Source organism: Geothrix mesophila, from assembly GCF_022808835.1.
In the GTDB taxonomy this organism is placed as follows: domain Bacteria; phylum Acidobacteriota; class Holophagae; order Holophagales; family Holophagaceae; genus Geothrix; species Geothrix paludis.
In genome coordinates this window covers 180133-194450 of the sequence record NZ_JAKZLD010000002.1, presented here as the reverse complement: position 1 = coordinate 194450, position 14318 = coordinate 180133, and the positions used below count along the sequence as shown (strand labels likewise).

The window sequence follows — 14318 nt, the reverse complement described above, 5'->3', positions numbered from 1 at the left end:
CCGCTTTCCTCTGCTCCTCCGTGTCCCTCCGCTTATTTCAGTTCTTTGTTCTTTCAGCCCTGCTTCTGCAGCCAGCGGTTGTAGATCCAGAGGCTGAGGGCGCTGCCCAGGCCGAAGAGGGTGAGGATGATCCAGCCGGTGGCGGCGGCCTTGGGGTCCAGCTTCAGGAGGCCGTCGGGCTGCTTCACGGCGCCGGCGCACATGACCTGGTTGAAGAGCCAGGCGCCCGCCGGACCCCCCACCAGGCTGCCGATGGCCATGGGCAGGTTGGCGTAACCAAGGAATAGCCCCTCCTGGCCCTTGGGGGCGAGCGAGCCGATGTACTCGTAGAGGCGGCTGGAGGCGAAGAGCTCGCCGAAGGCGATGAGGGCCACGGTCATCACGATGAAGAGGCTGCCCACGGGCAGCAGCACCTTGGCGGTCACGCCGCCCGCCATGAAGAGGGGCGCCACGTTGATGAGCATGGAGAGGCCGATGATCACCGTGCCCACGATGATGGACTTGATGGGCGGCAGCTTGCCGAAGAGCTTGGTGATGAGCAACTGGAACAGCACGATGGTGATGGGGTTCGCCATGGTGTAGAGGTCCATGGCCGGGCTCAGCTCCACGGTCTTCTTCACGTAAAGCGGCAGCACGTTGTAGACCTGGTTGTAGATGAAGTAGAAGCCGCTGCTCACCAGCAGGAACAGCGCGAAGCGGCCGCTGCCCAACACCGTCACCATGCCCAGCAGGATCTCGGGGATCGTGCGCTTGGGCTTGGCCGGATCCACGGCGGATTCGGGATCCCGGTAGAGCAGGGCCACCACGAGGAAGGCCAGCACCGAGGCCCCCATGGCCACCAGGAAGATGGTGTCGAGCTTGCCGAGCTTGGTGCGTACGAAGAAGGCCGTGAGGCGCCCGAAGACGCTGCCGATGTTGATGACCATGTAGAAGATGGCGAAGGCCAGCGTGGCCTTGCCCAGGTGCGTGCGCTGCACGGTGCCGGCGATGCAGGGCTTCACGAAGGAGCCGCCGATGCCCACGAGGAGGATGGCCAGGGAGACCGGCACCACCACGCCGGCCCCCGCCGTGACCTCCCGGCCGGCCTGGAGGGCCAGTACATGCCCGCCGAACCACACGGGATAGCCCATGAGGAAGTAGCCCGCCACCAGCAGCACGCAGGCCAACAGCAGGCTGCGCCGGAAACCGATCTGATCCGCGATGGTGCCGCTGAGGACCGGCAGGAAGTAGACCAGGAACCACAGCACGCCGTTCAGCGTGCTGGGCCAGTAGTCGCCCAGCCCCAGCCGCCCCAGGTAGATGACGATGAAGCTGGCCATGGAGTAGTAGGCCGCCCGCTCGAAGAGCTCGGTGAGGTTGGCGTTCCAGTAGCTGGCAGGGAAGGCGTACTTCTCGCGGAAGGAGGGCTCGGCGGTCATGGATACCTCGGGGTCGGGATAGTCTCGCATGGCGAGGTGTCTCCGCTCCCCGGATTCTGGTATCTCTGGCGGATGTCTCCCCGCCCCTCCTGCTGGTCCCGCGCCATCCTCGCCCTGACCCTGGGCCTGGCCTCTCTGTGCGCCGCGCCGCCCCTGCCCCCCGCCGCCCAGGCCCTCGTGGACCGCGCCTTTGCGGATCTCGATCCCGCCCGTCCCGTGGTGGACGTCCATGTCCACGCCCTCGGCCTGGGACAGGACGGCGACGGCACATTCGTGAATCCCGAGAAGCTGAGCCTCCGGCATCCCGCGAAGCGCCTGGAGACGGGCCTCTACCTGAAGGCCACCGGCGTGAAGGGGCTCGATCACTTCGACCGCGACTACCTGGACATTCTCGCCGCCCGGGCGCGGGCCTTCCCCCATCCCGTGAAAGTCCACCTCCTGGCCATGGACCGGGCCTACCGCGCCGACGGCACGCCCGACCCCGCCCGCACGGAGTTCCACGTGCCCAACGCCTACGTGCTGGAGGCCGCCGCCAAGCACCCGGACCTCTTCGTGCCCGTGGCCTCCATCCACCCCGCGCGGCAGGACGCCATTCAGGAACTGGAGGCCTGCGCGGCCAAGGGCGTCCGGATGCTCAAGTGGCTGCCCAACGCCCAGGCCATCGATCCCGCCGATCCCCGCTACGACGCCTTCTACCGCCGCATGAAGGAACTGGGCGTCGTGCTGCTCACCCATGCCGGCGAGGAGAAGGCCGTGGCCGTGAAGGGCGCCCAGGCCCTGGGCAACCCGCTGCGCCTGCGTCGCCCCCTGGACCTGGGCGTCACGGTGATCGTGGCCCACTGCGCCAGCCTGGGCCGCAACGAGGACCTGGACCATCCTGGGAAGACGGCCTCGAACTTCGACCTGTTCCTGCGGCTGATGGACGAGCCGAGGTACCGTGGTCGGCTCTACGGCGACCTCTCGGCCATCACCCAGGTCAACCGCCTGCCGCGGCCCCTCCGCACGCTGCTGGCCCGCGACCTGGACGACAGCCTCCTGAACGGCAGCGACTACCCCCTGCCCGGCGTCAACCTCGTCATCTGGACCCGCCGCCTCGTGGAGATGAAGCTCATCACCCCCGCCGAGCGGAGGGCCCTCAACGAGATCTGGCGGGCCAACCCGCTCCTCTTCGACTTCGTGCTCAAGCGCACCCTGCGGGACCCCCACACGAGCCGGCGCTTCCCGCCCGTGGTGTTCCAGAGGGATCCCGCGATGCTCAGCGGATGATCGCGCCCCGCTCCGCCAGCAGCTCCCGCAGGACGGCGCGGTGGCAGTGTGCTTCGTCCTCGCAGTAGCAGCCCACGGCCAGGTCCGTCCGGTGCGACAGGGCCGCCAGCAGGTCCAGGAGCCGCGTCTTCTCGGGATGACCCATCTCCGCCCGGTACTTCTTCTTGAATGCGGCCCAGTCCTTGTCGCTTTCGGCGGCCTGGGCCTGCTTCACCAGCGCCTCGCTGGGCGCGGCCTCGGGCATCCACACGTCGTAGAAGTCGCGCGAGGCGAACTCCGCCTTGGGCACGCCCCGCGGCGGGCGGCGCACCGTGCCGATCCGCAGGCCCTCGTCCGGCGCCCTCGGCGTTCCCAGTCGCACCACGCGGATGGCCATGGCTGCCTCCTTCAGTGATCTTCCGCCAGCTCGGTGAGGTGCAGGGTCACGGCGCCACCCGGTTCCACGCGGTCCACGCCGGGCGGGATGACGGCCAGGGCGTTGGCCTCGAGCATGGACGAGAGGATGGCCGAGCCCTGGGGGCCCGTGAGCCGCGCCAGGAGCTGGTCGCCTTCGCGGCGGGCCACCACCCGCAGGAAGGTGGTGCGGCGGTCGCCGGCCTTGCCGCGCCAGCCGTCCTCCAGCACGGCCTCCACCACGGGGCGGTGGAGCGCCGAGAAGCCCATGAGCCGCCGCAGGGCGGGCCGCACGTACTCCTCCACCATGAGCATGGCGGCCACGGGGTTGCCCGGAATGCCGAAGATGGGTTTCTCGCCCAGCATCCAGAACCCCAGCGGACCGCCGGGCTTCTGGGCCACCTTCCAGAAGACCCGCTCGGCGCCCAGCTCCTCCAGGATGGGCTTCACGAAGTCGTAGTCGCCCACGGAGATGCCGCCGGTGGTGAGGACAGCGTCGGCCGTCAGCGCCTCGCGCAAGGCAGCGGTGAGCGTGGCGCGGTCGTCCCGCACCCGCGGGAAGGGCATGGGAACCGCCCCGCAGGCCGCCACCTGGGCGCAGATCGAGTGGATGTTCGCGTCGCGGATCCGGCCCGGGTCGGGCCGCTCCGAGGCGTCCACCAGCTCGTCTCCCGTGGTGAGCACGGCCACCCGGGCTCGCGGATGGACGGGCACGGCGGGCATCCCCACGGCGGCCAGCACGCCCAGGTCGCCGGGGCGCAGCGCGCGGCCCGGCACCAGCAGGGGCCGGCCCACCTGGATGTCCTCGCCCGCGTGGCGCACGTGGATCCCCCGCCGCAGGGGCGCGCGGACCTCCACCCAGTCGGCGCCGCGCATGGTGTCCTCCACGGGCACCACCGTGTCGGCGCCCTCGGGCAAGGGCGCCCCGGTCATGATGCGCCAGGCCGTGCCGGGCCCCACGGGTTGGTCCGGCGTGGCTCCGGCCGCCAGATCCCCCAGAACGCGGAGGCGCACCGGTCGCTCCGCCGAGGCCTCGGCCAGGTCCGCGGCCCGCACGGCGTAGCCGTCCATGGCGGAGTTGGTGAAGGGGGGCACCTGCTCTGCGGAAGCCAGCGCCTCGGCGGCGGCCAGGCCCAGGGCCTCGGGGAGTGGCACCGGCCGCGGCGGCAGGGGCGCCACGCGCGCGAGGATCAGGACCAGGGCTTCGGCGGGGGTCGGCATCAGTCGGGGTACCTCAGGACCTTCCACTGGACGAAGGAGAAGTGGCGCCAGCTCCCGGTCATGTGGGATCCCACCGAGGCCACCAGGGTGGCGGCCAGGTACCAGGGCAGGCGGTGGGCCGGTTGGAGGAGGCCCGCGCCCAGCAGGGCCAGCTTCAGCAGCACAGCCACGCCGCTGCCCTGCACGAGGATGCCCATGTCCCGGGCCAGGTCGATGGCGAAGAGGAGGGCGCCGCTGGCCACCGTGAGCAGGATGGGCGTCCGCAGGGCCTCGTGGCCGGCACCGAAGGGCAGCGCCCCCACCACCAGGGCCATGGCCGCGATGTGGACGCTCCGCAGGACCAGCTGGACCGGCCGCGCCCAGGGGAAGAACCGGGGCCGCTCCGGGAAGAGCCGCGCCCGGAGGGTGCGAGGGGCCGGCTTGTCCGCGCGCCTGTCATCCATCCCTCCCTTCTAGCAGATTCTCCTTCCCGCCCGTGCTGAAATGGGGTCGCCCGAGGTCCCCATGGCCAAGCCCGCCTCTCCCGCCGCCTCCATCCGCATCCGCATCGCCTACGGCACGGACATCGCCATCGGCCAGGGCAAGGCTGACCTGCTCGAGGCCATCGGAGAGACGGGCTCCATCTCCGCGGCGGCCCGGCACCTGGAGATGAGCTACCGCAAGGCCTGGATGCTGGTGGACGAGATGAACCAGTGCTTCCATGCGCCCGTGGTGGCCGCGGCCAAGGGCGGCCACCGGGGCGGCGGGGCGGTCCTCACCCCCACCGGCCAGGAGGCCCTGTCCCGCTTCCGCGAGATCCAGGCCAAGGCCGCCCAGGCCATCGCCGGTGACGTGCGGGCCTTCCGGAAGCGGCTGCTGGACTGAGATCACAATCCCGCCGGCCGACCCGGCCCAGCTTCACCTTCCGTTGTATTCTTTCGGACACATTGAATGGAGGCCCCCATGCGGATCCAGAGATTCCCCGGCTGGACCTGGCTGCTTGCCGCATCCCTCGCCTGCGTGGGCCTGGGCGCGGGACAGCCCGCCGTGAAAGCGGTCATCCTCGCCACCACCACCAGCACCCAGGACTCCGGCCTGCTGGATGAGCTGATCCCCCGCTTCGAGAAGCAGAAGGGCTTCGTGGTGAAGACCATCGCCGTGGGCTCGGGGCAGGCCATCGCCATGGGGAAGAAGGGCGAGGCGGACGTGCTGCTCGTGCATTCCCCAGACGCTGAGAAAGCCCTCATGGCCGAAGGCTCGGGCGTGAACCGCCGCATCGTCATGCACAACGACTTCATCCTCCTCGGCCCCGCCACCGACCCTGTCCACCTGCGCGGGAAGGGCGCCGCGGCGGCCTTCCAGGCCATCGCCGCCGGCCACGCCCTGTTCATCTCCCGGGGCGACAACTCCGGCACCCACGCCCAGGAGAAGAAGCTCTGGGCCGCCGCAGGCCTCAAGCCTGAGGGCGCGTGGTATCAGCAGACGGGTCTCGGCATGGGCCAGACCCTGGCCGTGGCCTCCGAGAAGCGGGCTTACACATTGTCAGACCGGGGCACCTACCTGGCCCTGCGGAAGAAACTCGGGTTGGAGATCCTCAGCGAAGGCGATGCGGCGCTCCTCAACGTCTACCACGTCATCGAAGTCAACCCGGCGCGGCATCCCAAGGTGAACACCCCCGGAGCCCGCGCATTTGCTGACTTCCTGGTGTCGAAAGATGTGCAGACCATCATCAAAGAATTCGGAATCGGCACCTTTGGATCACCGTTATTCTTTCCTGATGCCGGCAAGCCGGAATAGGCGGGCCGGACGGAGGGAACCCCATGTCCAACGCCATCTTCAGCCTGCCCGAATCACACAATGAGCCCATCCTCCCCTACGCGCCTGGATCCAAAGAACGCGCCCTGCTGAAGACCGAGCTGGAGCGCCAGTACGCGCAGCAGCTGGACATCCCGCTCATCATCGGCGGGAAGGAAGTGCGCACCGGGAAGACGCAGAAGGCCGTCTGCCCCCACGACCACCAGCATGTGCTGGCCACCTACCACGAGGCGGGGGAAGCCGAGGTCCGCATGGCCATCGACGCCGCCCTGGCGGCCAAGAAGGACTGGGAAGCCACGCCCTGGGAGGACCGCGCCGCCATCTTCCACAAGGTGGCCAGCCTCATCTCATCGAAGTACCGCTACATCCTGAACGCCGCGACGATGCTGGGCCAATCCAAGAGCGCCTACCAGGCGGAGATCGACAGCACCTGCGAGACCGCGGACTTCTTCCGCTACAACGCGAAGTTCATGGAGGAGATCTACAAGCAGCAGCCGATCTCCGATCCCCACGTGTGGAACCGCGTCCACTACCGGGCCCTGGAGGGCTTCGTCTTCGCCGTGACCCCCTTCAACTTCACCGCCATCGCGGCGAACCTGCCCACGGCCCCCGCCATCATGGGCAACACCGTGGTGTGGAAGCCCGCCTCCACCTCGGTGGTGTCGAACTACTACCTCATGCAGCTCTACAAGGAGGCCGGCCTCCCGGATGGCGTCATCAACTTCATCCCCGGCCGCGGCTCCATGATCGGCAAGATCGCGCTGGAGGATCCCAACTTCGCGGGCCTGCACTTCACGGGCTCCACGGGCGTCTTCAACGGCATGTGGAAGACCATCAGCCAGAACCTCGACCGCTACCGCATCTACCCCCGCCTGGTGGGCGAGACCGGCGGCAAGGACTACGTCTTCATGCACGCCTCCGGCGACGTGGACGAGACGGCGGCAGCCATCGTGCGCGCGGGCTTCGAGTACCAGGGCCAGAAGTGCTCGGCCTGCTCCCGCGTCTACGCCCCCGCTTCCCGCTGGACGGAGCTGAAGGCGCGCCTGATGGACCTGATGGGCGAGATCCGGATGGGCGACGTGCGCGACTTCCGCAACTTCTTCAACGCGGTCATCGACGAGGCCTCCTTCGACAACGCCATGAAGTACATCGAGCTGGCGAAGGCCTCCAAGGACGCCCAGATCCTCGTGGGAGGCAAGGGCGACAAGTCCAAGGGCTGGTTTGTCGAGCCCACCATCATCGTCACCACGGACCCCAAGTTCGTCACCATGCAGGAGGAGATCTTCGCGCCGGTCGTCACCCTCTACGTCTATGACGACACCAAACTGGACGAGACGCTGAAGGTGCTGGACGAGACGTCTCCCTACGCGCTGACCGGCGCCATCTTCGCCCGCGACCGCTACGTGATCAACCACCTCACCGAGGTGCTGGCCAACACCGCCGGGAACTTCTACATCAACGACAAGCCCACCGGCGCCGTGGTGGGCCACCAGCCCTTCGGCGGGGCCCGGGCTTCGGGCACCAACGACAAGGCCGGCAGCTTCCTCAACCTGATCCGCTGGACCTCTCCGCGCACCATCAAGGAGAGCTTCACGCCGCCCCGGGACCTCAAGTTCCCCTTCCTCGAAGCTGAATAAAGGAGTGCTGTGGACCTGATCTGGGAGGGCCTTCGGAAGGCGCTGGAGCTGCTGCTCACGCTGGATCCCGAGGTCCTCCGGATTACCCTGCTCTCCCTCGAGGTCTCCGGCCTGGCCACCCTGATCAGCCTGGTGATCGGCCTGGGCGTGGCCATCCCCGTGGCCCTGAATGAATTCCCCGGCAAGCGGCTCGTCATCGCCCTGCTCAACACGGGCATGGGCCTGCCGCCGGTGGTCGTGGGCCTCTTCGTCACCGTGCTGCTGTGGCGCAACGGGCCCCTCGGCTTCCTGGAGATCCTCTACACGCCCACCGCCATGATCCTGGCCCAGGCCGTCATCGCCTCGCCCATCATCGCCGGCATCAGCCTCTCGGCCCTCCAGCACCTGCCGCCCGGCCTGCGGCTGCAGATCCTGGCCCTGGGCGCCTCGCGCCCCCAGATGGTCTGGCTGCTGCTCAAGGAGGCCCGCCTGCCCCTGCTGGCGGCGGTCATGGCGGGCTTCGGCGGCGTCATCTCCGAGGTGGGCGCCTCCATCATGGTGGGCGGCAACATCAAGGGCCAGACGCGGGTGCTCACCACGGCCACGGTCATGGAGACCAGCAAGGGGAACTTCGAGGTGGCCTTCGCCCTCAGCATCCTCCTGCTCGTGCTGGCCTTCACGGTGAACGCCGTGCTCACGCACCTGCAGCAGCGGAACCATCCCCGATGAGCCGCCCGACCGTCCTGGAGGCGCGGAACCTGAGGGTCCACCGGAGCCAGACGCAGGTCCTCGATGTGCCGGCGCTGGACCTGCGCACGGGCGAGGTGCTGGCCCTCATGGGCCCCAACGGCGCCGGCAAGAGCACGCTGATGCTGGCCCTGGCGGGCCTGCTGCCCCTCTCCGGGGGGAACCTCCGCTTCAAGGGCACGGAGCTGGCCGGGCGGCCGGAGCGTGAGGCCTACCGGCGCCGCATGACCATGGTGTTCCAGGATCCCCTGCTCTTCGACGCCACCGTGGCCCAGAACATCGCCACCGGCCTCAAGCTCCGCGGCGTCCCCGCCTCCCTGCGCGAGCCCGCCGTGCGCGCCTGGGCCCAGCACCTGGGCATCGGGCACCTGCTGAGCCGCCCGGCCCGGCAGCTCTCCGGCGGCGAGGCCCAGCGCACGGCCCTGGCCAGGGCCTTCGCCCTGGGGCCGGAGATCCTCTTCCTGGACGAGCCTTTCGCCTCCCTGGACGCGCCCGCGCGGGAGGGCCTTCTCGACGACCTGGGCCGCATCCTGGCGGAAACCGGCAGCACCGCCGTCCTCTCCACCCACGATCAGGGCGAGGCCGCGCGACTCGGGCACCGCCTGGCCGTGATGAAGGATGGGCGCATCCTCCAGACTGGGGGCCTGCGGGAGGTCATGAACCACCCGGAGGACCCCTTCGTGGCCGCGTTCGTGGGCATGGAGACCCTGCTCAAGGGCCAGGTGGCCACCAGCGGCGACGGCCTGCTCACCTTGCGCCTCGGCAGGGGCGGAGACGGCCACGAGGTCCTGGCCGTGGGCGAGGCTCGACCCGGCCAGACGGTCCTGGTGGGCATCCGCCCGGAAAATGTCTCCATCTCTTTACAAACCGACAAATCCAGCAGCGCCCGGAACGCCTTCCCGGGCACCGTCACGAAGGTCGTTCCCCGGGGCCCCTTCTTCAAGGTGGAGCTGGATTGCGGCTTCTTCCTGGCGGCCTACGTGACCGCGCAATCCCTGGCAGAACTGGGACTTGTACCGGGCGGCACCATCGTGGCCTCCTTCAAGGCCACCGCCGCCCACCTCATCCGGCGGGAGGGGCTCGACTCCGAAGTGTGACCGCGTCCATTGCCGGGGGTCCGAGCCCGGACTAGCCTCGCATCTGGGGTGGTTTCGACCGCTCCGGATTGGCGTGTCGTCAAAGGTCCGTACCCGGAGGCCTCCGAGCCATGAAACAGCTGGTGATCGATTTCCAGAAGTGCGACGCAGGGCGCAACTGCAACCACGAGTGCGAGATGGAGTGCGCCATCAAGGTCTTCAAGGTGGACGACCCTGCCCAGGCCGCCCTCCAGATCAAGGCCTACGAGGACGGTGGTGGCAAGGCCGTCCTCTGCGACCAGTGCGGCGACTGCGTGGTGGTCTGCCCCTCCGAGGCCCTCAAGCGCAACAAGCTGGGCGTGGTGATGATCGACAAGCAGCTCTGCGTGGGCTGCTACATGTGCATCGGCTTCTGCGAGAAGGACGCCTTCATGCGGAACCCGGACTGGATCGTCCCCCACAAGTGCACGTCCTGCGGCGTCTGCGTGAAGGTCTGCCCCCACGGCGCCCTGTCCATCGTGGACGTCCCCGAGCCGGCCGTCCGGATCATCTGAGCCTTAGGAGCGACCCATGAGCCAGCTTGTGTTTGACCCCTCCAAGGTGATGGACATCGACTACACGAAGCGCACGGAGTACCTCGACCAGCTCGAGGCCCTCCGCGCCGGGATGCGCACCCTCAAGGAGGTGCCCTTCCAACCCAGCCTGCCGGAGAAGGGCTACACCAACCGCACCCTCTACGTGAACGTGGGCAGCCTCGAGGTCACGGAGAAGCCCGTCACCCAGCAGATGAAGGACGTCTTCATCGGCGGCCGCGGCTTCGGCCTCTACCACCTGTGGAACGCCGTGAAGCCCACCACCCGCTGGAACGATCCCGAGAACGAGATCGTCATCAGCCCCGGCCCCGTGGCCGGCATGACCCAGTACGCGGGCACAGGCAAGTCCCTGGTGGTGAGCCTCTCGCCCCAGACGGACATCCCCATCGACTCCAACGTGGGCGGCTTCTACGGCCCCCTGCTGAAGTTCTCGGGCTTCGACGCCCTGGAGCTGCAGGGCAAGGCCAGCAAGGACGTCATCCTCTTCGTGGACGGCGTGAAGGGGATCATCCGCATCGAGGAAGTCGAGGGCGGCCCCGAGGACAGCCACGTGCTGGCCGAGCTGCTCACGCACATGTACGCGGAGAACGAGAAGGATCTGCCGAACGTCTCCGTGGTCTCCAGCGGCGCCGCCGCGGCCCACAGCCTCATCGGCATGCTGAACTTCTCCTTCTACGACCGCCGCCGCAAGTGCGTGCGCTTCAAGCAGGCGGGCCGGGGCGGCATCGGCACCGTGTTCCGGGACAAGCGCATCCGCGCCCTGGTGGTGCGCGGCCCCAAGGTCGCCGGCGACCTCAACCATCCTGTGGATCCCGAGACCATCGCCAAGACCGGCATCAAGTACCACAAGGAGATCCGCGAGAACGACGGCGGCCAGTGCATGATGCGCCGCAACGGCACGGCCCACATCGTCGAGATCATGGACGCCTACGACCTGCTGCCCGTCCACAACTTCCAGTACGGCTCGCACCCGGATGTGCACAAGATCGACTCCGCCTACTGGCAGCAGCGCTGCACCCAGGCCACCGTGGACGGCTGCTGGTACGGCTGTTCCATGGCCTGCGCCAAGGGCGCCGATGGTCTGGTGCTGAAGACCGGCCCGTATAAGGGCGACATGGTCACCGTGGACGGTCCCGAGTACGAGAACGCGGCGGGCCTCGGCTCCAACTGCGGCGTGTTCGACCCCGACTACCTGCTGGAGCTGAACTTCTACTGCGACACCTACGGCATCTGCACCATCACCTGGGGCACGCTCACGGCCTTCGTCATGGAGTGCTACCAGCGCGGCATCCTCAACAAGGAACGCACGGGCGGCCTGGAGATGACCTGGGGCAACGCCGAGGCCGACCTCGAGATGATGCACCAGATGGCGCGGGGCGAGGGCTTCGGCAAGATCGCCGGCATGGGCGTGAAGAAGATGAAGGAGTACTTCATCAAGCAGGGCTGGGGCGATCCGCAGCTCATCAACGACATCGGCATGGAGAACAAGGGCCTCGAGTACTCCCAGTACATGTCCAAGGAGTCCCTGGCCCAGCAGGGCGGCTACGCGCTCACCAACAAGGGCCCCCAGCACGACGAGGCCTGGCTGATCTTCATGGACATGGTGAACAAGCAGATCCCCACCTTCGAGGACAAGGCCGAGGCGCTCTACTACTTCCCCCTGTTCCGCACCTGGTTCGGCCTCAACGGCTTCTGCAAGCTGCCCTGGAATGATGTCGTGCCCGCCAACAACTCCGAGCAGCCCGAGGCCCACAAGGTGCCCGAGCACGTGCAGAACTACGTGGACCTCTTCAGCGCCACCACCGGCGTGAAGATCGACAAGGAGGAGCTGATCGTCCAGTCCGCCAAGGTCTACAACTTCCAGCGCGTGTTCAACATCCGCATGGGCAAGGGCCTGAGGCTCCACGACGCGGCCCCCTACCGCTCCCTCGGCCCCGTCACGAAGGAGGAGTACGAGTCCCGCGCCGAGCGCTACGACCAGCAGATCGTCACCGAGATGGGCCTGGATCCCGCAGGGAAGTCCACGGAGGAGAAGATGGCCCTGCACCGGACATGGCGCACGGAACGCTTCTCCAAGCTCATGGACAGCGTCTATGCCCGTCGCGGCTGGACGTCCAATGGCGTGCCCACCCTGGAGCGGCTGAAAGAGCTGGGCCTCGACGCCTCCGGGGTTGGGGTTCTCTTGAAAAACCACCCCCTCGCATACATGCCGCCGCTCCCGCCCCCGATTCTCTTCGTGAAAGGCAACATCGCGCATGATCCTGGTGAATGAAGAGCCACTGGCTTGGCACGCGGGCATGACGGTCCGGGACATCCTCCGCGCCCGGAACTACCGCTTTCCCATGCTGGTCATCCACGTGAACGACGCGCTGATTCCGAAGGCGGACTACGACACCACCGCGGTCCCGGACGGGGCCGTGGTGAAGGTCATCCACCTCATCAGCGGGGGCTGATTCAGAGGGCGTTCAACCGCGGGAGGAAGATGGTGAACCGGGAGCCCTTCCCCGGTTCGCTGGCCACCTCCATGCGGCCCTCGCCTTCCTCCACCAGCGCCTTGAGGGAGGGCAGGCCCAGCCCGGTGCCTTTGCCGGGGGCCTTGGTGGTGAAGAAGGGATCGAAGATGCGGTCGAGGATCTCCGGGGGCATCCCGATCCCGGAATCGACCACATCGATCCGCGCCATGGCCGCCTCGGGCCCGTCGGTTCCCGCCCGGATGGCGAGCTTTCCGCCCTCGACCATGGCATCCCGGGCGTTGGCCACCAGGTTCACCAGCATCTGCTCCAGCCGAAGCCTGGAGCTCTGAACGACCAGGGCGTCGGAAGGGGCCACCTCGATGCACAGCTCCACCGTCCGGGGAATGAGGAGGCGCAGCGTCGCCTCCATGTCCCGCAGCTCCTGGCCCAGATCCACGGGCGCCAGGTCCTCGGACTCGCGGCTCACGAAGCGCATGAGGCGGCCGGTCAGGGTGGCGGCGCGGCTGGCTGCGGAGGTCATTCTCTGGAGATCCTCCGAGCCCGCCGGCCGACCTTCGTCGAGGTTCATGAGGGCCAGCTCCGCGGAGCTCTTCAGGACGCTCAGGAGGTTGTTCAGGTCGTGGGCCAGCCCGGCGCCCATGAGGGCCAGCGTGTTCATGCGCTCCGTCCTCAGCAGGGCCTCCTGGGCATGCTCGAGGGCCTCGGTCCGGTGCTGGACCCGCTCCTCAAGGGTCCGCCGGGCGGCCCGGAGGTCCAGGATGGCCAGGAACTGACGGAGGAGCAGCAGGGCCACCATCACCAGGAAGATGCCGATGGCGCCGCGCATCTGCTGGAGCGGCCCCCGCGGCAGGAGGGCGGCCAGGACGAGGATGGCGGCGAGAACCGGCAGGTAGGGGAACAGCCGCACCAGCCGCTTCCCGTCCGTCGCCCGCGAGGCCCGCGACACCTTGGGTTGCGGGGACCAGGCCGCCAGGCCCTGGAAGAAGGGGATTCCTCCGGCCAGGGCGATCCAGGCGTGGGGCGAGGTGACGGCAGGCAGGCCGGCCAGGGCCCAGCAGGATAGGGCCGAGAGCCAAGCCAGGGCCGAGGCGGACAGCCATCCGAGGGGGCCACGGATGAGGCCGGGGTGATAGGAGGTCATGAAGACCAAGCCCCCCCCGAGGAGGGCCGCGTTGAGGTAGGCCGCCAGGACCCGGAGTCCCATGCCTTGGCTCGAGGCGCGCAGGGAGCCCTGCACGCCCATCGCGAGGAGCAGGAAGAGGAGGGACGTGGCGAAGATGAGGCTGTCCAGGGCCCGCCTGCGGAACAGGCTGCCCGGCCCCGGCTCCTTCGGAAAGCACAGGACGCCCGCCAAGGCCAGGATGCCCGTGGCCAGGCTCAGGAGGCTGACCAGGAAGGTGATCTCCGGCAGGGCCTGCCCGTGGCTGCTGAAGGTGAGGAGCAGGCTGGGCACCTCGAAGAAGGCGGACACGGCCAGCAGCAGCCAGGCCATCCGCTCGCCCGAGGGGGCACGCCAGGCCCGGTGGCTCAGGCTCAGGAAGGCCAGGATCTCCAGGAGCAAGTAGCCCAGGGGCCACGCATGGATGCGCTGGGCCGCCGGAAGGGCCAAGTGCGCCAGCGTCACGCCGAACCAGGTCGCGACCAGCGCGCCCCGGGCCGCCCGGGCCAAGCCGCCGCGGCCCCCGGTGGAGACGGGAGCCGCCGCTGGGTCAGACGGATG

Annotated in this window: 14 protein-coding genes; 9 read left to right on the top strand and 5 right to left on the bottom strand. The window is 68.5% G+C overall.

Annotated features, from left to right (window positions below; all coding sequences use genetic code 11):
* Window positions 1-53: 53 nt before the first annotated feature.
* Window positions 54-1448, bottom strand: a complete 1395-nt coding sequence (locus MLG87_RS08290; protein ID WP_243294726.1) for an MFS transporter — start codon at window positions 1446-1448, stop codon at window positions 54-56.
* A 42-nt stretch (window positions 1449-1490) separates the two neighbouring features.
* Here MLG87_RS08290 and MLG87_RS08285 point away from each other — a divergent pair, with 42 nt between their 5' ends.
* Complete coding sequence (locus tag MLG87_RS08285) at window positions 1491-2684, top strand: amidohydrolase family protein (RefSeq protein WP_243294725.1); 1194 nt, start codon at window positions 1491-1493, stop codon at window positions 2682-2684.
* On the opposite strand, the gene MLG87_RS08280 is transcribed toward MLG87_RS08285, so the two are convergent.
* From MLG87_RS08280 to MLG87_RS08270, 3 genes are read right to left on the bottom strand one after another with little or no spacing between them, the layout of a single operon-like run.
* Window positions 2674-3060, bottom strand: a complete 387-nt coding sequence (locus MLG87_RS08280; protein ID WP_243294724.1) for a DUF488 domain-containing protein — start codon at window positions 3058-3060, stop codon at window positions 2674-2676. The genes MLG87_RS08285 and MLG87_RS08280 overlap by 11 nt on opposite strands.
* Before the next feature lie 11 nt (window positions 3061-3071).
* Window positions 3072-4298, bottom strand: a complete 1227-nt coding sequence (locus MLG87_RS08275; protein ID WP_243294723.1) for a molybdopterin molybdotransferase MoeA — start codon at window positions 4296-4298, stop codon at window positions 3072-3074.
* Window positions 4298-4741: a hypothetical protein gene (locus tag MLG87_RS08270; protein WP_243294722.1), complete on the bottom strand. Its 444-nt coding sequence runs from the start codon at window positions 4739-4741 to the stop codon at window positions 4298-4300. Before MLG87_RS08270 ends, MLG87_RS08275 begins: the two co-directional genes overlap by 1 nt.
* A 61-nt stretch (window positions 4742-4802) precedes the next feature.
* Between MLG87_RS08270 and MLG87_RS08265 the strand changes: the two genes are divergently transcribed.
* The 8 genes from MLG87_RS08265 (at window position 4803) to thiS (ending at window position 12577) form a co-directional block, all read left to right on the top strand.
* Window positions 4803-5162: a winged helix-turn-helix domain-containing protein gene (locus MLG87_RS08265; RefSeq protein WP_243294721.1), complete on the top strand. Its 360-nt coding sequence runs from the start codon at window positions 4803-4805 to the stop codon at window positions 5160-5162.
* 84 nt (window positions 5163-5246) lie between these two features.
* A complete protein-coding gene (locus MLG87_RS08260) occupies window positions 5247-6074 on the top strand; it encodes an ABC transporter substrate-binding protein (RefSeq protein WP_425250886.1) in 828 nt (275 codons plus the stop codon).
* 23 nt (window positions 6075-6097) lie between these two features.
* A complete protein-coding gene (pruA, locus tag MLG87_RS08255; RefSeq protein ID WP_243294719.1) occupies window positions 6098-7729 on the top strand; it encodes an L-glutamate gamma-semialdehyde dehydrogenase in 1632 nt (543 codons plus the stop codon).
* Between the two features lie 9 nt (window positions 7730-7738).
* Complete coding sequence (locus tag MLG87_RS08250; RefSeq protein WP_243294718.1) at window positions 7739-8437, top strand: ABC transporter permease; 699 nt, start codon at window positions 7739-7741, stop codon at window positions 8435-8437.
* A complete protein-coding gene (locus tag MLG87_RS08245; protein ID WP_243294717.1) occupies window positions 8434-9552 on the top strand; it encodes an ABC transporter ATP-binding protein in 1119 nt (372 codons plus the stop codon). The genes MLG87_RS08250 and MLG87_RS08245 overlap by 4 nt, the downstream gene beginning before the upstream one ends.
* Before the next feature lie 110 nt (window positions 9553-9662).
* Complete coding sequence (locus tag MLG87_RS08240) at window positions 9663-10085, top strand: 4Fe-4S binding protein (RefSeq protein ID WP_243294716.1); 423 nt, start codon at window positions 9663-9665, stop codon at window positions 10083-10085.
* 112 nt (window positions 10086-10197) lie between these two features.
* The gene (locus MLG87_RS08235; RefSeq protein WP_425250885.1) at window positions 10198-12396 is read left to right on the top strand and encodes an aldehyde ferredoxin oxidoreductase family protein; all 2199 of its coding nucleotides are present in this window, start codon (window positions 10198-10200) and stop codon (window positions 12394-12396) included.
* Entirely contained in the window at window positions 12389-12577 is a 189-nt protein-coding gene (thiS, locus tag MLG87_RS08230; protein WP_243294714.1) for a sulfur carrier protein ThiS, read from the top strand. Before MLG87_RS08235 ends, thiS begins: the two co-directional genes overlap by 8 nt.
* A 1-nt stretch (window position 12578) precedes the next feature.
* On the opposite strand, the gene MLG87_RS08225 is transcribed toward thiS, so the two are convergent.
* The gene (locus MLG87_RS08225) at window positions 12579-14267 is read right to left on the bottom strand and encodes a sensor histidine kinase (RefSeq protein WP_243294713.1); all 1689 of its coding nucleotides are present in this window, start codon (window positions 14265-14267) and stop codon (window positions 12579-12581) included.
* Between the last annotated feature and the right edge of the window lie 51 nt (window positions 14268-14318).